Origin of the sequence: Streptococcus sp. OH4692_COT-348, assembly GCF_003859975.1 — a bacterium.
In the GTDB taxonomy this organism is placed as follows: domain Bacteria; phylum Bacillota; class Bacilli; order Lactobacillales; family Streptococcaceae; genus Streptococcus.
On the sequence record NZ_RQZB01000005.1, the window covers coordinates 127,836 to 150,916 of the forward strand.

At 39.4% G+C, this 23,081-nt stretch carries 21 protein-coding genes; 1 reads left to right on the top strand and 20 read right to left on the bottom strand.

Features of this window, described 5'->3' with window-relative positions; genetic code table 11:
* Window positions 1-28: 28 nt before the first annotated feature.
* The 10 genes from EII37_RS04080 to eno form a co-directional block, all read right to left on the bottom strand.
* On the bottom strand, window positions 29-1,297 hold the full coding sequence (locus tag EII37_RS04080; RefSeq protein WP_124787665.1) for a dihydroorotase: 1,269 nt from the start codon (window positions 1,295-1,297) through the stop codon (window positions 29-31).
* Window positions 1,298-1,309: 12 nt separating this feature from the next.
* The gene (locus tag EII37_RS04085; RefSeq protein ID WP_124787666.1) at window positions 1,310-1,774 is read right to left on the bottom strand and encodes an 8-oxo-dGTP diphosphatase; all 465 of its coding nucleotides are present in this window, start codon (window positions 1,772-1,774) and stop codon (window positions 1,310-1,312) included.
* Between the two features lie 9 nt (window positions 1,775-1,783).
* Window positions 1,784-2,437, bottom strand: a complete 654-nt coding sequence (locus tag EII37_RS04090; protein WP_124787667.1) for a uracil-DNA glycosylase — start codon at window positions 2,435-2,437, stop codon at window positions 1,784-1,786.
* Window positions 2,438-2,498: 61 nt separating this feature from the next.
* On the bottom strand, window positions 2,499-3,191 hold the full coding sequence (locus tag EII37_RS04095; protein ID WP_124787668.1) for a YjjG family noncanonical pyrimidine nucleotidase: 693 nt from the start codon (window positions 3,189-3,191) through the stop codon (window positions 2,499-2,501).
* Window positions 3,192-3,314: 123 nt separating this feature from the next.
* Window positions 3,315-3,533, bottom strand: a complete 219-nt coding sequence (locus tag EII37_RS11350; RefSeq protein WP_124787725.1) for a hypothetical protein — start codon at window positions 3,531-3,533, stop codon at window positions 3,315-3,317.
* A gap of 48 nt (window positions 3,534-3,581) precedes the next feature.
* Window positions 3,582-3,794 carry a hypothetical protein gene (locus EII37_RS11355; RefSeq protein WP_124787669.1) on the bottom strand — a complete coding sequence of 71 codons (213 nt, stop codon included), beginning with the start codon at window positions 3,792-3,794 and terminating at the stop codon, window positions 3,582-3,584.
* A 583-nt stretch (window positions 3,795-4,377) separates the two neighbouring features.
* Window positions 4,378-5,109 carry a hypothetical protein gene (locus EII37_RS04115; RefSeq protein ID WP_124787671.1) on the bottom strand — a complete coding sequence of 244 codons (732 nt, stop codon included), beginning with the start codon at window positions 5,107-5,109 and terminating at the stop codon, window positions 4,378-4,380.
* A 453-nt stretch (window positions 5,110-5,562) separates the two neighbouring features.
* On the bottom strand, window positions 5,563-6,105 hold the full coding sequence (locus EII37_RS04120; protein WP_124787672.1) for a ClbS/DfsB family four-helix bundle protein: 543 nt from the start codon (window positions 6,103-6,105) through the stop codon (window positions 5,563-5,565).
* Window positions 6,106-6,162: 57 nt separating this feature from the next.
* Window positions 6,163-6,657, bottom strand: coding sequence for a YkgJ family cysteine cluster protein (locus EII37_RS04125; protein ID WP_124787673.1), 495 nt, complete (start codon window positions 6,655-6,657; stop codon window positions 6,163-6,165).
* Between the two features lie 176 nt (window positions 6,658-6,833).
* Window positions 6,834-8,138, bottom strand: a complete 1,305-nt coding sequence (gene eno, locus EII37_RS04130; protein ID WP_000022813.1) for a surface-displayed alpha-enolase — start codon at window positions 8,136-8,138, stop codon at window positions 6,834-6,836.
* 163 nt (window positions 8,139-8,301) lie between these two features.
* Here eno and EII37_RS04135 point away from each other — a divergent pair, with 163 nt between their 5' ends.
* Window positions 8,302-8,748 carry a YueI family protein gene (locus EII37_RS04135; RefSeq protein WP_124787674.1) on the top strand — a complete coding sequence of 149 codons (447 nt, stop codon included), beginning with the start codon at window positions 8,302-8,304 and terminating at the stop codon, window positions 8,746-8,748.
* Here the strand turns inward: EII37_RS04135 and EII37_RS04140 are convergent.
* The 10 genes from EII37_RS04140 to EII37_RS04185 all read right to left on the bottom strand — a co-directional run bounded on the left by EII37_RS04140 (window position 8,745) and on the right by EII37_RS04185 (window position 23,079).
* Window positions 8,745-9,860 (bottom strand): glycerate kinase, encoded by a 1,116-nt coding sequence (locus EII37_RS04140; RefSeq protein ID WP_124787675.1) that lies wholly within the window; start codon window positions 9,858-9,860, stop codon window positions 8,745-8,747. The two genes, EII37_RS04135 and EII37_RS04140, sit on opposite strands and share 4 nt — an antisense overlap.
* A gap of 8 nt (window positions 9,861-9,868) precedes the next feature.
* The gene (gene serB / locus EII37_RS04145) at window positions 9,869-10,513 is read right to left on the bottom strand and encodes a phosphoserine phosphatase SerB (RefSeq protein ID WP_124787676.1); all 645 of its coding nucleotides are present in this window, start codon (window positions 10,511-10,513) and stop codon (window positions 9,869-9,871) included.
* Window positions 10,514-10,571: 58 nt separating this feature from the next.
* On the bottom strand, window positions 10,572-12,005 hold the full coding sequence (gene glgA / locus EII37_RS04150) for a glycogen synthase GlgA (RefSeq protein WP_124787677.1): 1,434 nt from the start codon (window positions 12,003-12,005) through the stop codon (window positions 10,572-10,574).
* Window positions 12,002-13,141, bottom strand: coding sequence for a glucose-1-phosphate adenylyltransferase subunit GlgD (gene glgD, locus EII37_RS04155; protein WP_124787678.1), 1,140 nt, complete (start codon window positions 13,139-13,141; stop codon window positions 12,002-12,004). The genes glgA and glgD overlap by 4 nt, the downstream gene beginning before the upstream one ends.
* Window positions 13,131-14,273, bottom strand: a complete 1,143-nt coding sequence (locus EII37_RS04160; RefSeq protein ID WP_124787679.1) for a glucose-1-phosphate adenylyltransferase — start codon at window positions 14,271-14,273, stop codon at window positions 13,131-13,133. Before EII37_RS04160 ends, glgD begins: the two co-directional genes overlap by 11 nt.
* Complete coding sequence (gene glgB / locus EII37_RS04165) at window positions 14,263-16,191, bottom strand: 1,4-alpha-glucan branching protein GlgB (protein ID WP_124787680.1); 1,929 nt, start codon at window positions 16,189-16,191, stop codon at window positions 14,263-14,265. Before glgB ends, EII37_RS04160 begins: the two co-directional genes overlap by 11 nt.
* Window positions 16,192-16,509: 318 nt before the next feature.
* Window positions 16,510-18,789: a type I pullulanase gene (pulA, locus tag EII37_RS04170; RefSeq protein ID WP_124787681.1), complete on the bottom strand. Its 2,280-nt coding sequence runs from the start codon at window positions 18,787-18,789 to the stop codon at window positions 16,510-16,512.
* A gap of 117 nt (window positions 18,790-18,906) precedes the next feature.
* Entirely contained in the window at window positions 18,907-20,865 is a 1,959-nt protein-coding gene (ligA, locus tag EII37_RS04175; protein WP_124787682.1) for an NAD-dependent DNA ligase LigA, read from the bottom strand.
* A gap of 92 nt (window positions 20,866-20,957) precedes the next feature.
* On the bottom strand, window positions 20,958-22,136 hold the full coding sequence (locus tag EII37_RS04180; RefSeq protein WP_124787683.1) for an MFS transporter: 1,179 nt from the start codon (window positions 22,134-22,136) through the stop codon (window positions 20,958-20,960).
* A 79-nt stretch (window positions 22,137-22,215) separates the two neighbouring features.
* Window positions 22,216-23,079, bottom strand: coding sequence for an XRE/MutR family transcriptional regulator (locus tag EII37_RS04185; protein ID WP_124787726.1), 864 nt, complete (start codon window positions 23,077-23,079; stop codon window positions 22,216-22,218).
* Between the last annotated feature and the right edge of the window lie 2 nt (window positions 23,080-23,081).

Consider the following 23,081-nt stretch of genomic DNA (forward strand, 5'->3'; position numbering starts at 1 on the left):
TCTTTTTGTTTACAGAGCAGACTTCCACCTAGTTTTGATAGACGATTTGTCCCTTACAGATGGTATATTTAACCTGCCCTTTTAAGGTTTCACCGATAAAGGGTGAATTAGTCGCTTTCGAAGCAAAATGGGAGTCCACAAGGCAGTCAGCCTTAGGATCAAAAATAGTGATATCTGCTGGACCATTCTCAGCCAAGTAACCTGCTTCAAAATTGTAAAGCTTGGCTGGGTTGTATGTCATCTTTTCGAGTAATTCCATCAAGCTCAACTCACCAGCTTCCACCAGATAGGTCAAGCCAAGAGATAGGGATGTTTCCAAACCTGTCATACCAGATGGCGCTTTGGTAATATCCTCAACATTTTTTTCATCCGCATGGTGAGGCGCGTGGTCAGTCGCGATAACTGTGATGACGCCTGATTTAAGACCTTCGATAACAGCACGACGGTCTGATTCCAAACGAAGCGGCGGATTCATCTTAGCATTGCTACCTTGAGTCAAAAGAAGTGCTTCTGTCTTAGAGAAATGCTGTGGCGCTACTTCTGCTGTTACTTGCGCTCCCAATCCTTGAGCAAACTCCACTACTTTAACACTTTCTTCCTTAGACAAATGCTGAATATGAACATGGGCCTTGGTTGCATAGGCAATCATGACATCACGCGCCATCATAGCATACTCAGCCACCCCAGTTGCACCACAGATATGGAAATGTTCTTTAGCAATATTTTCGTTAAAGCCAAGAACACCGTTCAATCCTGGATCTTCCTCATGGAGACTAATAAAGGTATTGAGTTTTTTGGCTTCTTCCATGGCTTCCTTGACAACTTTACTACTTTCAAGTGGGATACCGTCGTCTGAGAAACCAACCGCACCAGCTGCTAAAAGTACCTTAAAGTCAGTCAAATCTTGACCATTAAAATTCTTAGTAATGGTCGCAACCGTCTTGACATTGATTTTTTCCTTGGCAGCTGACTGGAGAACTTCTTGTAAAGTCTCCACATCTGAAATAGTTGGACTAGTATTAGCCATCATGACAACCGTTGTAAAACCACCTGCAGCGGCTGCTAGGGCACCAGTATGGATATCCTCCTTGTGGGTCTGACCAGGTTCACGGAAATGAACATGAATATCGACCAAGCCAGGAGCAACTACAAGACCAGTAGCATCAATTATTTCTGCTCCTTCTTCTTTGATCTCAGGCGCAATTTTGACAATTTTCCCATCTTGAACTAAGACATCACACACTTGATCCAAACCAGACTTGGGATCCATTACACGACCATTTTTGATTAGTAGCATCTGCTTTCTCCTTTATTCATAGAAATCAACTTGGGTATCCAACAATTTATCCCCATCATAAACAAACTTGGCTGAAAAGAAGGGTTTATCCTCTAAAAGCCACTCAACAAAGGTATGGTCACCTTCCCAAGTCGGCTTGCTCAAAACCTCGTCATAGGGAACCCATTCTAACGTCCCCTCATTACAGTCAATCAAATCCCCCTCAAACTCTGTCACCTTAAAAACATAGGTGTACCAGTCTAAATCTGGTGTGAATTCAGGAAAAGTGATGACACCTTTTAGAACTGGCTTGGCTTTGAGCCCTGTTTCTTCAAGGATTTCACGCACCGCGCATTCCTGAGGGGTCTCACCTCTTTCTAGCTTACCACCCACACCAATCCATTTACCCGCATGGACATCATTTGGCTTTTTATTGCGATGAAGCATGAGCAGTTCTTTCCCGTTATCAATGTAGCAAATCGTCGCTAACTGAGGCATATTCTCTCCTTATCTAAGCCAATCGATTGGCTCTTGTCCTGTCTCTTTTAAGAATGCATTGGCCTTGGAAAAAGGCTTGGAACCCCAAAATCCTCTATAAACTGATAAAGGACTGGGATGGGCTGATTCGATAATCAAGTGATGAGGATTGGTAACCAAGACCTTCTTCTTGCGTGCATAAGCTCCCCAGAGTACAAAAACGACTGGTCTATCTAGTTGATTGACCACCTGAATCACAGCATCCGTAAAAGGCTCCCATATCTGACCAGCATGACCATTGGCCCGTCCAGCAGGAACCGTCAAACAAGCATTGAGAAGCAAGACTCCTTGCTCAGCCCAAGATGTCAAATCATGAGATTTCTTAACACCGATATCATCTGACAACTCTTTCAAGATATTTTGCAAGGAAGGCGGAGCTGGGATAGAGTCAGGAACAGAAAAACTCAAGCCCTGCGCTTGACCTGGTCCGTGATAGGGGTCTTGTCCTAGAATCACCACCTTAACATCTTCAAGCGGTGTTGTCAATAGAGCCTGAAAAACCTTTTCCTTGGGCGGATAAACAGTCCCTTGAGCATAGACTTGCTCCATAAACTGATTGATTTTCCTAAAATAACCCTCAGGTAATTGCTCCTTAATCAAAGCATGCCAAGACGAGTGTTCCATAGCCGACTCCTTCATTTTTACTGCCTCTATTATAGCAAAAAGTGGCTGTCTAAACCACTTTTTACAGTTTATCTAAACAATGCATCAACTCTTGGTAAGAATGAACTTCGTAAGTCGGCTGGGCTTGTGTGTGATTTTCGAGGTTATGAGGATTGTACCAGATAGTGTCTATCCCCGCATTATTGCCACCTTGAATGTCGGCGGTTAGAGAGTCTCCAATCATCAGCGTCTTTTCTTTGCTAAAGCCTGTAATCTGCTGACCGATTTTTTCATAAAAGAGGGCATCAGGCTTTTGTGTTTGTAGCTGTTCAGAGATAAAAACTTGATTGAAATAAGGTGCTAGACCAGATTGAGCCAAACGCCCTGTCTGAATGGCAGTAATACCATTTGTCGCAGCATACAGATCATAATCTCGCTCGATGAGACTGTCTAAGAGTTCATGAGCGCCTGAAAGAGTTTGTCCCTGTTGTGCGAGGTAAAATTGGTAACGTTGGGCTAGAAAACTACCGTCTTTTTCCTGTCCAAAGTGAACAAATAAACGAAAAAAGCGCGTGTTAACCAGCTCTTGTTTACTGATTTTCTTTTGCTCTAAGTCCTTCCAGAGAGCCTTGTTCATAGGAACATAGTAGTCTTTATAATCCTGAATATCTGCAACTCCTTCTTCTTTTAGAAGTTGCGTCAAAGCCACATCCTCAGCAGCATCAAAATCAAGAAGAGTGTGGTCGAGGTCGAAGAGTAGAAATTTGTAAGACAATTTGGTGTTTTCCTTTCTAGGATAAAGAACTTTCACTTCATTCGGTTGTTTAATGTAAAAACTTAAAAGTGGTAAAGTATAACAAAAATAATCGTTCCAATTGATTAACTAACCCATACTATTCTAGTCAAGTTTATTTTTATTATAGAAAAACCTTCTATAAATTCGAGCAATAGTTAAAATACCTACAAATATGACTCCCAAAATAGATAATACTATTTTCACAAAATTCATTTCAGAGCCTATTACATAGATATGAAAAAGAGGGGCTAGTCCTACACATAGAGACAATAGATAATTTATAAAGTTTATCTCACCAATTCCTGCAAAAAAATGTTTCATTTTAAATATTCCAATTTTACCTTTCATCTTAGTAATCCACTAGCAAATCTATTGACTTCTCTTTTTTTTGAAAAATCTTGACAACAAATTTACTCCACTTAATGCTATTAAGACTTCAATGGGCAAAAAATAGTAATCCCATATCAAATGAGAAATCAGCAATGTTAGAAATAGTATACAGTCGATATAACTATTCTGAAAATACTCTGTAATTACATAATACAGAAACACCACAACCATCAAAATTAAAATAAGCATCATAATACTATCATCCTGTTCTTAATTTATTGTCACTTTTTCCATCCCATCCCATTCCATTCATCAATAGCATGAAAAAATCCAATCAATAAATGATTACCTACTCACTAATACTATTCTAAAATTTAATTTTTTGGGGGATTTAGTAACCCAATACCAATTAGCAATACACCTAATATAAATAAAAGCATTTCCCAAAATTTATTCTCAGTTTTAATAAAAGGTATAAGATACATACTAACCAATATGGAACTTACTCCTAAAAGAGCAAAGACCATTCTGATTTTATCACTTAGTTTAAACATATTTAATTCCCCATAAAATAAGCATTGACTACGTTTACTGTAATATTCCCCGTCTTTATGTAGAGATAATCCCCATCAAGACACCTCATCTCTTCTTACTCAATAGCAACATAATTATTTGGTGATACGAGTTTCATAAGATTTCTCCTCTTTAACGTTGCATGGTTAGGATAGTTCTCTAATAAGTAATCGTCGACTGCGTTTAAAGCACTTTGTTACCTAGATAAGATATCCTTTCACTATTTAATTTTAAGGAGAAGTAAGATTTAACCATATTTATCTCATTTCTTATTTTTAAATAATTCAAACTCTTTTTCTCTGATAAAGGGAAGTGAGAAATTAGAAAAAATTAGTAGAATTGAAAATAGGTATCCATCTTTTTGCATTGCTAAAACATAGCCTAAAAATAAATAAACAATCAAATCTAGTACAAAAAGAGAAAATATCCTCCTTTTCATTACCTCACTTGTCTTAAAGATTCTGTTTAATAGAATCTTTATCGTAGTATCTACACAAATTTTTATCAAAAAGATAAGAGTCAATACACGATTAGCAACTGTACCATGAAGAATAAATGGAAATATAGTTAATATAAAACTAGAAATCTCTAAATATTTTATCCAAGGAGATTGAGACATCTTACTTTTAAACTGACTGATTTTCCTATACTCACTAGCTAATCTAGTATCAAAATCTTTACCAATTTTATTAAAGATTAAAAACTCTAGGATAAAATTACTGATTAATACGATATAAGTAGAAACGTTTCCTGGGAAATATTTATTGATTAAAATCGGGAAACTCATTAACAGAATTGAGTTTATAGCCAGACAAATGGATACTATTTTATTCTTCACTGAATATATAGGTAGCGATACTATCGAATAGAGAAACGCTAAAAAAATAAGCAAGAAATACTCAGTGTTGCTAATTACTGGGGCTCTTAATGATAAAAATAGATAGGCACTCCACACGATAATATGCGCTTTACGAATTAAGTCTAAATTACTCATCTACCTACTCCTAAAATGCAAAAGGAATCCATTTTTAGTTTACATTCTCTTTCAAACAAGTCATAAGCATTTTATGATATTTCCTTCTTCTACATTAGGTAAAGTTGAAATACATTTTTGCAAGTGAAAATATAATTGTTATTTGCAGTAGCCAAAAATCTATCCCTCTTCTAGACATAAACCAAGTCAGGTTAAAGATACAAATATAATGATAAGGCTTTCTTTTACTTTAGACTACCATAAAACAAGGAATCTTTCAACATAATTCATTGGCAAACTACTATTCTAGAAGATTGACAGCCCAAATCTTTCAGAATAGAACAATCCTAACTATCGAATATCCCAACTTCATAAATATCTATGCAATTCTAGAGCTAGAATTGTCCAAAAATGACGATAATTAAGCTATTCGAAGCTTAGAAGGACCTTTGGTGAATTTCAATAGCACTTCAACTAGCTATTCTTACAATTTCTCTGATGGGCTTTGAGTTTTTTCAGAGCCCAATCATAGTGGCTGGAGGTGCTACTGACAAAGTAGGAACCCAGACTTGTCCCTCCTGTCCACTTATAGACACCTTTGGTAAAGAGTTCGTCATTGCTAAAAACTTCTATCAACTCTAAAACCTCTTTATGCGATTGCTCTAGTAGTCTAGTCGCTTCTTCTAAAGAAGTTTTCTGGTGCTTCTTCCAAAAAGCGACATTCATTTGTCCATAAGTTTTCCAATTATAAGACTCAGGTAGAAAAGGTTTCTCATGACCCTTTTGATTAGAATGGACCCAAGTCAAAAGTAACTGCTGCCATTCATAAAGATGAATCAGGACATCCCGTAGATTTTTGTCTCTATTCCAGTGAGCTTCCTTTTTCTTTTGGTCTCTTGAAAAATCAAATGGAGTCTGTAGCTCATCTTCACTTAGTTGGGAGATGAAGAGGTTAAGTTTTTCATAATTTTCCTTAGAGGCCAGCATTAGCTCCTCTTTTGTTTTCAGTCTAGGCACAGGAGTACTCCCTTCATATCTCTAGTTATTATTAGAAATTTTTTATCCTTTAAATCTCTATAACTTATCCTTTAATTTCTCAACAAAGAGATAGGCTGCTGGACAGGTCAAAGTATTCTTAATCGTCAAATGGTTGATTTGATGGATCTTTTTGCGATCAGTATGAGGGAATTCACGACAGGCTTTTGGACGAACGTCATAGATGGAACAGAGATTATCTCCTCCTAGAAAGGGACAAGGCATGGATTTAAAAACCTTATCACCATCTTCATCTACTTGCAAAAACTCTGCTTCAAAAGCAGGTAATTTCATCTTAAAGTACTTGGCGATTCGTGTAATATCCGCTTCTTTAAAGTCAGGCCCCAATGTCTTGCAACAGTTGGCACAGGCCGTACAATCAATCTCCGCAAAGACTTCTTGGTGAATCTGCTGGGCTATCTTATCTAGATTTTTTGGTGGCTTTTTCTTTAAATTGGCCAAAACTTTTCGATGCTCCTTCTGCTTTTGTACGGCTAGCTGGTGGTAATACTCAATATCAATTTCTTTAGACATGATTTCTCTCTGATTCAAATATTTTTGTCTATTATACCATAAATTCTGCCCCTTTTTTGCCCCCTAAATACAAAAATAGCCCTTCGGATAAAATCCGAGGGGCTAGAAACGTTGTTAAATCAACGGCCGAACTTTTGAATTTCAAGGTTCGGGATAAAATAGTTCACTGAACTATTTTATTTTTTAAGGTTATAGAATGATTTCAATCCACGGTATTCAGCTACTTCACCAAGTTGGTCTTCGATGCGAAGCAATTGGTTGTATTTAGCGATACGGTCTGTACGTGAAAGTGAACCAGTCTTAATTTGTCCTGCGTTAGTTGCAACTGCGATGTCAGCGATTGTTGAATCTTCAGTTTCACCTGAACGGTGTGATACAACGGCAGTGTAACCAGCTTCTTTAGCCATTTCGATAGCTTCAAAAGTTTCAGTAAGAGTACCGATTTGGTTAACTTTGATAAGGATTGAGTTAGCAGCACCTTCTTGGATACCACGTGCAAGGTAGTCAGTGTTTGTTACGAAGAAGTCGTCACCAACAAGTTGTACTTTCTTACCAAGACGTTCAGTAAGAGCTTTCCAACCATCCCAGTCATTTTCATCCATACCATCTTCGATAGTGATGATTGGGTATTTGTTAACCAATTCTTCAAGGTAGTCGATTTGTTCTGCAGATGTACGAACAGCAGCGCCTTCACCTTCAAATTTAGTGTAGTCGTAAACTTTACGTTCTTTATCGTAGAATTCTGATGAAGCACAGTCAAATCCGATAAATACGTCTTTACCTGGAACATATCCAGCAGCTTCGATCGCAGCAAGGATAGTTTCAACACCGTCTTCAGTTCCTTCGAAACGAGGAGCGAATCCACCTTCGTCACCTACGGCAGTTTCCAAACCACGTGATTTAAGGATTTTCTTAAGAGCGTGGAAGATTTCAGCACCGTAACGAAGAGCTTCTTTGAATGTTGGCGCACCAACTGGCAAGATCATGAACTCTTGGAAAGCGATTGGAGCGTCAGAGTGAGAACCACCGTTGATGATGTTCATCATTGGAGTTGGAAGAACTTTAGTGTTGAATCCACCAAGGTAGCTATAAAGTGGGATTTCAAGGTAGTCAGCAGCAGCACGAGCTACAGCGATAGACACACCAAGGATTGCGTTTGCACCCAATTTACCTTTGTTAGGAGTACCGTCAAGTGCGATCATAGCACGGTCGATAGCTTGTTGGTCACGTACATCGTAGCCGATGATAGCTTCAGCAATGATGTTGTTTACGTTGTCAACAGCTTTTTGTGTACCAAGACCACCGTAACGAGATTTGTCACCGTCGCGAAGTTCAACTGCTTCGTGTTCACCAGTAGAAGCTCCTGATGGAACCATACCACGTCCGAAAGCACCTGATTCAGTGTAAACTTCTACTTCAAGTGTTGGGTTACCGCGTGAGTCTAGGACTTCGCGAGCGTAAACATCAGTAATAATTGACATTTTTTACTCTCCTTATGAGTTAAATTTTTTACACCTCTATAATACCTTAAAACCCCTCCTTTTTCAAGAAAAAACGTTATCTTTGTGCAAATTTTCCTTAACTTTATAAAGTAATCGCTTTCTTTTGTCTGTTTTATTCTAACTTTTATGATATACTGTTTTCATGACAGATTTATCAAAACAATTACTTGAAAAAGCTCATGGTGGGCCAAAATTAAATCCAGATGAGCAAAGACGCTATCTTGGTACCTTTGAGGAAAGAGTTCTTGGATATGCAGATATTGATACGGCAAATAGCCCTCAGCTAGAAAAAGGCTTTTTATCTATTTTAGAAAACCTTCAGGAAAAAGCAGAACCACTATTTGTGAAGATTTCACCAACTATCGAATTTGACAAACAAGTTTTCTACTTAAAAGAAGCTAAAGAAACTGATAGTCAAGCTACCATTGTATCTGAAGAGCATACTTCTTCTCCTTTTGGCCTGATTATCCATAGCAATGCACCAGTACAAGTAGAAGAAAAGGACCTTCGACTTGCTTTTCCAAATCTTTGGGAAGTTAAAAAGGAAGAACCAGTCAAAACATCCTTCTGGAAGAAATGGTTTGGCTAAATCTTACTCAGACTTAATAAACGCCCAATATTGGCAGCCGTGTGCTCCAGATAGAGACTGGCATTTTTCAGACTATCTTCTAAAGGTTCACTTTTCTCCAAAATAGAAAAGGCAACTTTGATATTTTCAAATGGTAAGGGAGGTAAATCTTCAGCAAGACTACCGCAAATAGCAATGACAGGAACTCCGACAGGGGTTCTTTTTGCAACACCAATTGGTGCTTTCCCAACTAAACTTTGACGATCTAACCTTCCTTCTCCTACAACAACCAAGTCAGCATGTAAAACTTTCTTATCAAAGTTGATCAAGTCCAGGCAGGTAGCAATTCCAGACACGATATTTGCCTGAGCAAAGGCACACAAACCGCCAGCAATGCCTCCACCAGCTCCTGCTCCTTTAATTTCCAATGTTGCAGGTGAGACTTTTTCATAAAAATCTTGGATTGCCTGATCTACGACTGCAAACATAGTAGGATGTAAACCTTTTTGCTTTCCAAAAGTGTAGGTAGCACCTTGAAGACCACATAAGGGACTCACGACATCTGCTAAAATACGAATTTGAACATCTTCAGGAATTTCATAGCGATTTTCTGTTGACATAGAAGCTAAGTTTAATAAGGACTGACCGCAAGCGGACAAGACATTTCTATCCCTATCATAAAATCGATAACCCAATCCAGCAGCGATCCCAATTCCTCCGTCATTACTGGCCGTGCCACCAACGCCGATATAGATTTCTTTAATCCCTTGAGAAATAAGATGGCGAATCAACTCTCCAATACCACTAGTTTGGATTTGAAGTGGATTTCGTTTCTCTAGCGTAATTTTTCCAAGGCCAACCAAATCAGCAACTTCAAATAGTGCCAGTCCCCCTTTTTGAAAATAGCGCATGGCTTCTTTTGGTCCAAAAGGTCCTGTAACTTGGATCCATTTTTCTTCAAAGTCAATAGAATGTCTAATAGCATCTACAGTACCTTCTCCCCCATCACCAACGGGACAGAGGAGACATTCTACATTTGCTATTGATTGTTGGAAGCCTCTTTTTATTGCTTCAGCTACCTCTTCAGCCGTCAAGCTTTCCTTAAACGAATCCGGTGCAATTATAATCTTCATATTTTCCCTCATTCTAAAAAGTTAATCAAAGGAAGAACTTCTAAAAAATCCCTCTTGTCAACATGATGTGGTATTTCTTTTTTGAGTACCTCTTTGGCACAAAAAGCAATTCCCAGTCCTGCTGACTTCAACATTAATAAGTCATTAGCCCCATCACCGATTGCAATCGTTCTTTCTTTAGAAAATTTTAGTTCCTTTCTCCATTTTTCCAGAGTCTCTTTTTTGACCTGGGGACTGATAATTTGTCCAACTAATTTTCCTGTTAGAAGACCATCTTTGACTTCAAATTGATTAGCAGAGAAATAGGCAATACCAAGAGATTTTGCAAGCCTCTCAACTATTGGAGTAAATCCACCAGACACCAGACCAACTAAAATGCCTTTCTTTTGGAGAATTGAGATGAATTCTTGGGCATTTGGAGATAGATGAATAGAGTTGAAGACTTTATCAAAGACCGAAATAGAAAGGCCTTCCAACAAGGACACTCTTTTTCTTAAACTGCTTTCAAAGTCTATCTCTCCTCGCATTGCCTGACTTGTAATCTGCGAAATTTCCTCCTCACAACCTGCCTCTCTACCCAACAAATCAATCACTTCTTCTAGGATTAAGGTTCCATCAACATCCATGACACACAAGCCTTTTACTTGAGACATCAGTTCTCCTCTCTAAACAGCCCAAAAATCGTATGAAGTCATCATACGATTTTATCTATTAGTTAACTAAACTTTGGTACAAGTCTAGATATGACTTGCAGGCTGTATCCCATGAGAAATCACACTCCATAGCTTGTTTTTGTAAGTTTCTCCAAACGTCAGGATGGTTTCTATACAAGTCCAATGCTGTTTGGAAAGTCCAATTTAACCAATAAGGAGATAGGTTGTCAAAGCTAAAGCCAGTACCGCTTCCTTCGATTGGATTAAAGGCTCGAACAGTATCTCGCAAGCCACCAACTTCATGGACCAATGGCAAGGTTCCATAACGCATAGCCATCATTTGAGACAAGCCACACGGTTCAAAACGACTCGGCATGAGGAAGAGGTCACAAGCAGCGTAGATTTCTTGAGCTAGTTTGACATCAAAAGTGATATTTGCTGATAGCTTGTCTGGGTAAATCTGAGCAAACCATGAGAAAGCTCCTTCAAAGGCTGGATCTCCAGTTCCCAAAAGAACAATCTGAACATCTTCTTGCAAGATATGGTGAAGACTTTCTACCACGATATCAAAACCTTTTTGACGTGTCAAACGAGAAACAATTCCCACCAGTGGAACGTCAGATCTAACTGGCAAGCCAACTCTTTCTTGCAAGTTTGCCTTGTTTTGGGCTTTTCCAGACAAATCTTCCTGATTGAAATGATAGTCTAAAAGAGCATCCGTCTGAGGATTATACAGGTCAGCATCAATCCCATTCACGATACCAGAAACTTTACCAGACTCCATTCGAAGAATCTGATCCAAGTTACATCCAAACTGACTAGTCATAATTTCATGAGCATAGCTAGGTGAAACGGTTGACACACGGTCTGCATAAAGAATTCCAGCCTTCATCCAGTTCAGACAGTTATTCCAGCGAAGGGTACCATCAGCGTAACGTTCGAAGCCAACTCCAAATAAATCACCCAACATTCCTTCTGAAAATTGTCCTTGGAATTCTAAATTATGAATGGTTAAAACAGTTTTAATGCTCTCATAGGCTTGAATCCAACGGTATTTTTCCTTCAACAAGAAAGGAATCATAGCTGTATGGTAGTCATGGACATGGAGAAGATCAGGAATAAAGTCAATCCTTTCCATAGCCTCAATGGCAGCCAGTTGGAAAAAGGCAAAGCGTTCTCCGTCATCAAAGTCACCGTAAACATGACCGCGGAAGAAATAATATTGATTGTCAATAAAGTAGAAGGTTACACCATTTAATACTGTTTTCTTAATTCCACAATACTGTCTGCGCCAACCAACACTCACCTCAAAATGAAGAACATCTTCAATCTGATTTCCAAATTTAGCCTCTACCATGTCATAGTAGGGTAAAATCACTGCAACTTCGTGCCCAGCTTTTACCAGTGATTTGGGAAGAGCGCCAATGACGTCTCCCAAACCACCTGTTTTTGAAAAGGGAGCACCCTCTGCTGCTACAAATAAAATTTTCATGAATGAATATCCTCTGTTACTTTAGCACCTTTCTTAACAACGACTGGATGTTCTGCAGTTCCACGGATCACAACTCCATCCGCAACTTCAACACCCTTGTCCAAGATAGCATATTCTACCTGAGCACCTTCTCCAATAACAACACGAGGGAAGAGTAGGCTATCTTTAACCAAGCTATCCTTGTAAACATGAATATTACGTGATAGAACAGAATTAGCCACTTGACCTTCAATGATACTACCAGAAGCAAACTGAGAAGTGCTTACCTTAGATGTATTAGCATAATAAGTTGGCTCTTCGTTTTTGACCTTTGTATAAATCTTTTGGTTTGGAGTAAAGAGTGAGTAGAATTTCTGTGATTCAAGCATATCTTTGTTAGCTTGGTAATAAGACTCTACAGAATGAATATTTGCTAGGTAGCCTGTGTACTCGTAGGCAAAAGCCCCTTCTTTTGCAGCCAAATCCCGTAAAACATAGCGCAATTTCTCTGGATGTTCTTTCTTAGCTTCTTCTTCTAAGCGTTCAATCAACCAAGGTGTATCAACGACAAAGATATCTGTGGACATATTGTAAACTTCATCTGTTGATTTGCTGTCAAAAAGTTTATGAGAACGGACATGGTCTGTTTCATCCACTTCCAAGATTGCATTTACTTCTGAAATATCTTTCTTAGGAAGTTTCTTATAAACAACTGTAATAGGTCCCTTCGTTGTGTTATGAAGGTGGAACACTTGGTTCAAATCAATATTAATTAAGACATCACAGTTAAGTGATACTGTTTGGTTTGACCCAGAGCGTTTTAAATAGGTGAGCAGCTGTTGGTAATATTCTTTTCCTACTGTGCTACTCTCAACGCGTGTATTATAAATTCCTAGATAATAGTGACTAAGAAGAGTTGACAAGCCCCACTCACGCCCTGAACGGATATGGTCAAAAACAGAACTAATATTATCCTGCTGAAAAATACCAAAAACACTACGAACACCAGCATTGGCAAGACTTGAGAGTGGGAAGTCAATCAAACGATATTTACCGCCAAATGGCAAACTAGCTACTGGACGGTGGTCTGTCAATGTTGACATATCATGAAAACCAACTGTGTTTCCTAAAATGGCAGAATATTTATCAATCTTCATCTGTTGCTACCCCCACTACTTCATTATATCCTACAACTTGTACTTCTTCTGTTCCATCAATTTCGACACCATCAGAAATAACTGCACCTTCACCAATAATGGCACGTTTGATTTTAGCCCCGTGTCCAATAATAGCTCCACTCATAATAACTGAATCAAGAACTTCTGCTCCTTCGCGAACTTGCGCACCTGTTGAAAGAATAGAGTGTTTAACCGTTCCATCAACGAAACATCCGTCTACAACCAAGGAATCTTCCACATGAGCATTTGCCCCAAGAAAGTTTGGTGGTGAAATTAAGTTTCTTGAGTAAATCTTCCATTGACGGTTACGGCTGTCCAAAGCATTCTCTGGAGAAATGTACTCCATGTTCGCTTCCCAAAGCGACTCAATAGTACCAACATCTTTCCAGTAACCGTTAAATTCATAGGCATAGACACTTTCACCTGACTCAAGGTAATTTGGAATGACATTTTTACCGAAGTCTGACATATCGACATTGCTCTTTTCAGCAGCGACTAACATATTGCGGAGACGTTGCCAATCAAAGATGTAAATCCCCATAGAAGCCTTTGTAGATTTAGGTTGAGCTGGTTTTTCTTCAAATTCAACAATGCGGTTATTGGCATCTGTATTCATGATACCAAAACGGCTAGCTTCTTTAAGAGGAACATCAAGAACTGCTACTGTCAAACTAGCATTATTATCCTTGTGAGACTGGAGCATAGCATCGTAGTCCATCTTATAGATATGGTCACCCGAAAGAATCAAAACATATTCAGGATTGACACTATCGATGTAGTCGATATTTTGATAAATAGCGTGACTTGTCCCCTCGAACCAACGATTTCCTTCACTTGCAGAATATGGTTGAAGGATAGAGACACCAGAATTAATACCATCTAGACCCCAACTTGAACCATTCCCAATATGGTTGTTGAGAGCAAGTGGTTGGTACTGTGTAATGACTCCAACATTGTTGATGCCTGAGTTGGCACAGTTTGAAAGAGCAAAGTCAATGATACGGTAGCGCCCACCAAATTGCACAGCTGGTTTTGCAATGCTTTGAGTGAGTTTACCGAGACGAGTTCCTTGCCCACCAGCAAGAATCAAAGCTAACATTTCATTCTTCATTTTCTACTCCTTTTTGGTTTTTACTTGTGACAGTTTTAGTAGGTTTCAAGCGACGTTTGATTTTCCAAACACTTGCTCCCATAGCAGGTAGGGTAAAGGTCAAGGTCTGCTCATAATCTTTCCATAGTCCTTCTTGCGTTTGCACAGTTTGATTATGTTCTTTCCAGACGCCGCCCCACTCTTCTAACTCAGTATTCCAGACTTCTTCGTAAATCCCTGCAATAGGAAGTCCGATTGTAAAATCTTTTCGTTCAACTGGTGCCATATTAAAGACACAGACTAACATATCGCCTTTTTTACCCTTACGGATGAAGGACAGAACACTCTGGTCTCGATTATCCGCATCGATGATTTCAATACCATCATAGCTGGTATCAATTTCCCACAAACAGCGGTGGTCTTTGTAGAACTTGTTTAGCTGAGAAGTGAAATACTTCATCTTAGCATTCATTGGATCTTCTAGATTAGACCATTCCAACTGTTCTTCAGATTTCCATTCTAGGAATTGTCCATATTCACTACCCATGAAGAGCAATTTTTTACCTGGGTGACAAATTTGATAAGTGTAGAGATTGCGCAAGCCTGCGAATTGATTGTAGCGATCTCCCCACATCTTGTGCATCATACTCTTCTTGCCATGAACCACTTCATCGTGTGAGAATGGTAGGAGATAATTCTCCTTGAAGACATACATAAAGCTGAAAGTCACCAGGTTAAAGTCATATTTACGATAAATAGGATCTTCTTCATAGAAACGAAGGATGTCATTCATCCAACCCATATTCCATTTGTAGTCGAAGCCAAGACCATCTGAATCCTTAGTGTCAGTAATCTGAGTAGCTGATGAACTTTCCTCAGCTATCATCATAACGTCTGGATGAGCTTGTTTAATGACATCATTCAAGCGTTGAAGGAAATAATATCCCTCGTAGTTGAGATTACCACCATCTTTATTAGGTGTCCATGGAGCATCATCGTAGTCAAGATAGAGCATGTTGCTAACCGCATCCACGCGAATACCGTCCAAATGGTAAAAGTCAATCCAAAACTTAATACTAGAAATCAAGAAAGACTGGACTTCATTCTTTCCAAGGTCAAAATTGAGTGCACCCCAACCGTAGTTATGAGCCTTATTATGGTCTTGGTATTCAAAAGTCGGTGTTCCATCATAATAAGCTAAGGCATCATCGTTAATAGTGAAGTGACCAGGTACCCAGTCCACGATAACCCCAATATTGTTTAAGTGGCATTCCTCAACAAAATCTTGAAACTCTTCAGGGCGACCATAGGCATGCTCTAAGGCGAAGTACCCCATAAGCTGATAGCCCCAACTCAAACCTAGAGGATGAGACATCAGGGGCATAAACTCAATGTGAGTATAGTTCATCTCAACCAAGTAAGGAATGAGTTCATCTTTCAATTGAGCAAAACTATAAGGTCTGCCATCAGGATTTCTCTTCCAAGAGCCAGCATGAACCTCGTAAATATTGACAGGACGCTCTTCAAAGCTCAAGCGTTTTCTACGAGCTAACCAGAGGCCGTCCTTCCATTTCTTTTCTGGAATATCTGTTAAAATAGCACCAGTCCCAGGCCGTGCCTCATACCGTACAGCTAAAGGGTCAGTCTTCATTAGCTGATGACCATTTGCACGTGTAATATTGTACTTATAAATTTGGCCTTCTTGAGCAAGACTGGTAAAGACTTCCCAAACTCCAAATTCATTCCGTTCCATTGAAATTTGATTCTCTACCCAATTAGTGAAATCCCCTACCAAATGAACTGCCTGAGCATTGGGTGCCCAAACTCGGAAAGTATAGCCAGACACACCAGCTTTTTCTTCCCTATGCGCTCCCAGATAATTCTGGAGGTGAAAATTTTTACCTGTTATAAAGGTTTCTAAAGCTTTTTTCTTATCCATACACCCTCCTGTTTCTGTAAGCGTTTTCTATAGATTTATTATACTACCTTTTTAGGGAAGATTCAAGTAAATTACGGAATTTGCTAAAAATTCTTTTGAAAGTCTTCAACAAATTCACTGATGTGTTCACTTGTAAATCAAGAAATTTTCAGAAACGCTTTGAAAACGAAATGTTTTTTTACAATACTATCATAAAGTTCGTTATTTTACTAACAAAAAAATAATTTTAAGTAAAAAAATAAACCAGGAAATGAATTTCCTGATTTATTGTTTTTAACAGATAAAGTACTGCAAATGAATTTAAATTGTAATTCTATTCTACAAAACTTTAAAGACGCTGGCACTGACGCCACCAACCATGTCTTTATCAGCTAAATGGCTATTGGTCACCAACAGTTCTAGATTTCCAGCATTTTCAAACTGGAAGTCTTGCCCTTTAGCATTAAAGACAACTAATAAGTGTTCTTCCCCGTGAATTTCATAAACAATCCAACCACTATGCTCATTTGCTGAATGAACAAAGACATGATGGTAAATTTCTTCATAAGTAGGGTAAGAAAAGGCACTGGTTTCTGTCTTCAATCGAATCATCTGACGAATAAAGTCAATACTGTCTTGACGCTCATTAAGCAAATCCCAGTTCACTTGGTTCACACTGTCAGGAGCATTATAGCTATTCATAGCACGTTCTCTATCATCATGTGTCAACTCACCATTCTCACCAGTCGCAACCAGTTTGGTACGACCAAATTCTTGACCGATTTCCATAAAGGCCATCCCTTGCATGAGTAGATTCATGGCTGTGGCAGTTTTGACTTTACGCATGATTTGCTCTGAACTTTGATCTGGATGAAGGGTTGCCAACAAATCGTGAAGATTGTAATTGTCATGGGCCTCCACGTAGTTGAGCACTTGGTTTGGATGTGTATAGGTACCTAATTCACGACTGCCTAGGATTGCTTTGGCTAGAATTGGCTCTGTCGCAGCACCACTGACAAAACCTGATTTAATTTCACCATATACTTCTCCACCTTTGACAGCATCGCGCTGATTATCATTAAAGAAACCAATATTTGGCATCTGGTAGGCATTGTCCTTCTTGGCCTTATCATAAGGCGCAAGGCCTGTTCCCATATCCCAACCTTCTCCATAAAGGATAATGTTAGGGTCAATTTCATCCAAGCTCTGACGAATCATCTGCATGGTCTTGACATCATGAATCCCCATCAAGTCAAAACGGAAGCCGTCAATATTGTATTCCTGCACCCAGTATAGGAGAGAATCAATCATGTACTTGCGGAACATTTCGTGTTCGCTGGCTGTTTCATTTCCAACACCTGTTCCATTCTGGAAAGTACCGTCTGGATTCATACGATAATAGTAATCAGGGACAGTTGTTTGGAAAGGTGCATCAACAACTGAGAATGTATGGTTATAGACCACATCCATAATGACACCAATACCCGCATCATGATAAGCTTGAACCATGGTCTTCAAATCACGAATGACCTGAGCTGGATCCTCTGGATTGGTTGAAAGGCTGGTTTCTGGTGCATTATAGTTTTGTGGATCATAACCCCAGTTGTAGGTTACATTCCCATCCGCATCATATTCTTTATGACGGTCTGCAATTGGTTGCAATTGAACATAATTGTAGCCTATCTTCTTGATGTAATCAAAAGCAGTTGACTGACCGTACTGGTTAACCGTTCCAGTCTGAGCAGCACCCAAGAAAGTTCCTCGAAGATGTTCATCCACACCTGAGGTCGATGATTTGGTCAAATCACGAATGTGCATTTCACAAATAACTGCCTTACATGGATTTGTCAAGCGCCAAGTAGCCTCTGAACCGTGCTTGACCTCGAAGTTTGCAACTTGCTTTTCTTCATGGCTCAGGATAGCTGATCGTTTGCCATCGGGACTGGTCGCAATTGTGTATGGGTCTCGTGTCAGTGTTTGGTGGTGAGGGAATTGAACTTGATACTGATAAGCCTTACCAGTCAAATCTTCCTCAACATCCAAACTCCAGACACCGATTGTATTGTCCTTATGATTATAGGAGTAGCTATTGCCTCTTTCCATATCAAATGTTTTCCAAACAGGAGCATCATTAGTAGCTGATTCATAAACAACAACCTGCACTTCTGTAGCTGTAGGAGCCCAAAGGGCAAAATGAGCCTGATTATCCTCTACACGGCAACCCAATTCACCTTGGTACCCCCAGTGGTGGTCGAAACTAGCACTATTGATAGCCTTGTCAAAGGCAAAAGGATTTTGATTCTTATAGAAAGGACTGGCAATAGCAGGATTTTCAGAATAATAAATCCTATCATCCCCTTCCAAAATCCAGACTTCTGTTAAAAGAGGATAGTGATTAAAACGGATAGCATACTCTTTACTAGTTTGGCCTGTATGAACCACAAAATTCAAGCTTTCTAGAGCATGAGCACTTGGGTGTTCAAAACTAAATAAGGCGCCAAAATAATCTTCTTTGTAGGTCAGCAAATCAATTCGTTGATCCTGACTTTTTACAAAAGAGCAAGTATCGTATTCTCCATTCTTACGATGGTAATGAATGCGCATAGGGTAGTTAAACATTTTTTATTTTTCCTCTTTACTTCTTGATTTGTTTCTATTTTACTAATAAATTCTTGACCGATTTTGTCCCGATTAACAAACTAGTTATACTGTCTAAACTCTGTTTTTAAACGTTCATTACAGACTTTCTAGCCAAGCTTCATCTCGAACTTCGATACCAAGTTCTTGTGCCTTTTGAAGTTTACTTCCAGCATCTACACCTGCCACAACGAGGTCGGTCTTTTTAGAAACACTGCCTGTTACCTTGGCACCAAGACTTTCGAGTTTACTTTTAGCTTCTGAGCGCTTGAGCCGTTCCAATTTTCCTGTCAATACAACGGTCAAGCCTGACAAGGCTGCATCCGCTACTACTGTCTGACCTTTATAATCCAGATTGACTCCAGCTTCTTTCAATTCTCTGAGGAGAATTTCAGAGCCTTCTGTCGCAAAGTAAGTCTGAAGACTCTTGGCAATCACGCCACCCAGACTTTCAATACTAGCCACTTCCTCTGGATCTGCCTGAGCCAGATTTTCGATTGAATGAAAATGTTGGAGTAAGAGCTGACTGGCCTTGCTTCCTACATGGCGAATTCCCAAACCAAATAAGAGCTTCTCGGCAGAATTTTCCTTAGATGCTTGAATGGCTTGATACAGTTTAGCAGCAGACTTTTCCTTAACACCCTCTAAAAGGAGGAAATCGTCTTCTTTCAAGCGGTAAATATCCGCCACATCCTTGACTAAATTGGCAGCAAAGAGTTTCTCAACTACTGATGGACCAAGGCCTGTAATATTCATGGCATCTCGAGAGGCAAAGTGGATCAAACCTTCCATGATTTGAGCAGGGCAACGCGGATTGATACAACGAAGGGCCACTTCATCTTCAAAGTGCAACAAGTCAGAGTCACAACTTGGGCAGTTTATAGGGATATCTAGTTTTTCTTCAGAAACCCGTTTGGACTCTACGACACGTAAAACAGCAGGGATGATATCACCAGCCTTATAGACGATAACCGTGTCGTCTTTGCGGATATCTTTTTCAGCAATATAATCCACATTGTGCAGAGTCGCACGGCTAACAGTTGTACCAGCTAGTTGTACTGGTGTTAGATTGGCAGTTGGGGTTACAACACCCGTACGGCCAACTGTCCAGTCAACTGATAAGAGTTGAGCTTCTTTTTCTTCAGCTGGGAACTTGTAGGCCACTGCCCACTTTGGAGCCTTAACGGTAAAGCCAAGTTCTTCTTGACCTGCTAGGTCGTTGACCTTGATCACCACCCCATCGATATCATAAGGCAGATTGTCCCGTTCCTCTCCTACTTCTTGGATAAAATCCCAGATTTCATCTATGTTTTCAGCCAAGATTCGCTTAGGATTGACTACAAAACCTAGTTGTTCTAGGTGCTTCAAAACCTTTTCTTGACTATCTCGAGTTGAAGGGCTGGCTTCTTGATAGAGAAAGGTTGCAAGATTGCGCTTGGCTACTACTGCTGTATCCAGCTGACGCAGGGTTCCTGCTGCCGCATTACGAGGATTGGCAAATTCAGGCTCTCCATTTTCTTGGCGAGCTTGGTTGACCTGATCAAAAGAAGCGCGTGGCATGTAACACTCCCCACGAACTGTGATATCTAGTTCTTCTGGCAAGGTCAAAGGAATGTCCTTAACACGCTTGAGGTTTTCTGTGATATTTTCCCCAACAGAACCGTCTCCACGTGTTGCACCAACAACTAAAATCCCCTTTTCATAAGTCAGCGAGATAGACAAGCCATCGATTTTCAGCTCACAAATATAGGTTGGATGGGCTACTTCCTTACGAACACGCGCGTCAAAAGCTTCAAGCTCCTCACGTGAAAAAGCATCCTGCAAACTATAAAGAGGATACTGATGACTGTATTTTTCAAAACCATCTAAAACCTTACCACCAACACGATGGGTTGGACTGTCTGCTGACACTTGATCTGGATAGGCAGTTTCTAACTCAACCAACTCTCGGTAAAGGCGATCATACTCACTGTCAGAAACCGACGGATTATCGCTGGTATAGTACTCAGTCGCATAGCGATTGAGCAAGGCGACTAACTCATTCATTCTTTTATTCATAAAACCATTTTACCACAAAGTAAGCCCTCCTCACAAACGAGAAGGGCGGAAAAAACACTCAGATTGGAATTATTTTTGAAGTACAAGCAAACTTATGTCTCTTTTTCAAAATGAGTTCGCACATACACGAGGGATAGACAAGACAGGATGATAACCCCGCTTCCAATTATCAAGAAAGAAAAGAGATGTACACTTGGTAGCACTGTCATAAAACCTTTGGCAATAGGCATAAATAGAATGGCTAAGGTAAAAATTGTGCTTAATACTCTCCCCAAATATTCCCCCTCAACCTTGGTTTGCACCTGAGTAAAAAAGTGAATATTAAAAATTGTCATAAACAATTCACAAACTAAATTTCCAGAAAAGGAAAGCAAATTTGGAAGTGGTAATCCCATCATAAGAACTCCGACACCTGTCAAAGCCAGTAAAATCAAAAGATTATAAACATTAGCTTTAATTTTACTAGCTAGAAGAGCCCCAATGATGGAACCAATAGCCCCCATAGTTAAAATACTTGCATAGGCTCCTTCTACTCCGTAAAGCCTATTTGAAAAGGGGAGGAGAAATTCAAAAGCAGCAAAAAAGAAATTAACACTGGAAGCTACTAACAAAAGGAAAAAGATTTCTTTCTGGCTCCAAATATAGGCAAGTCCATCTTTCATATCAGCAAAAATGGCTTTCCAGCTGAAAGTCTTTTTCTCTTGTTCCTGAGTCTCTTTTTTAGGGAGAAAAGCTACCAAGGTAAATGCGATGAAAAAACTAATGGCATCTAAAACAAGCGTCGTATGGAGACTGGCAAATTGTAAAACAAGGAAGGAAAGTACAGGAGAACTTACAGCTACAACCTGCAAGGCTAACTCTAAGCGAGCATTGTAGGTCACAATCTCGTCTTTCTCAACAACCTCAGTTATAATGGCTTTATTGGCTGTACGAGAAAATGCAAATGCAACCGCCTGAACAATATTGGCAAAAATCAAAGCCCCAATCATCCAGCTGTCATTCCTTATGAAAGAAATAGCCAGACAAAGAATCCCACAAACAAGGTCTGTCGCCATTAAAATCCTACGACGAGAAAAACGGTCTGAAATAACTCCACCAAAAGGATTGACGAGAATAGATGTGACGAGTTCAGAAATCTGATACATTCCTAAAACAGTCTGCCCGATAGTACCCATGGACGCCAACCAGACACTATTTCCATAATCATAGAGCATATTCCCTATCTTGTTAACAGCTCCGCGGCTAATCAACTGTACTGCATAGCGATTCATATAAAAACTCCTCTCAAATTTTGAAACTATTGTATCAAAACTGAAAGGAGCTTTTTATTTTTTCCCTTATTTGGGAAAACTAATCTTTGACAAATTTCTCGTAGTGTTCCTGATAGTAGGCTACTTGCTCTGGAAGACCTAGTAGGTCAAAAATATGCATGGCTTCTTGCATCTGCTTACACCCTTCTTTACACTGTCCTTTTTGGTACAAGGAAAATCCTTTTAGATAATGGAAAATATTACGCTCATACAGTTTGATCCCTTTACCAATAATCTTCTCTATATAAGCCTCGAAATAACTAGCATTATCAAAAGAAAGATGCTCTAAACAATGTTGATAACAATTGAGGGCCAAAATCAACACCAATCTCTTATGGCGACCAATCTCTTGGTAAAATTCCTCCCTCTCCATAACTTCTCTACCAATCCGAGTGACATAGTCCACATCGTAGAAACTATAGAGGTTCCCGAAAAGAATCAACTCATACATGGTCCATTCTTCTGTTTTGAAGAGATAATCTGCTACCTTATCCAAATCATCCTGTTTCATCTCATAACTCGAATCTCTTTGACAAATCAGACCTTGTAACAAAATCCAATTCAGCTCAAAATAAAGGGGAGTCGTCGAACTCTTAGCTTTTTCAAGTTGTTCCCTTTGAAGCTTTTGAAAACCTGCAATATCATTTGAATAGTAAAGAGGCACAATTTGTCCCATCATGGCAACATGTTCATGATTATGAAAATTCCTTGCCTTGTCCATGAAATTTTCGATTGTAACATGAATGTTATCCAAAATCTCAAAGAAACGTGAGACTGCTAGGTCAGACTCCCCAAGCTCAAAGCGAGATAACTGGGAAGTTGAACAGGACTCCCCTGCCGCTTCCTTTAAAGAATAATTTCCACTTGTTCGAAATTCACGAAATACTTTTCCAAGATGTTCCATCT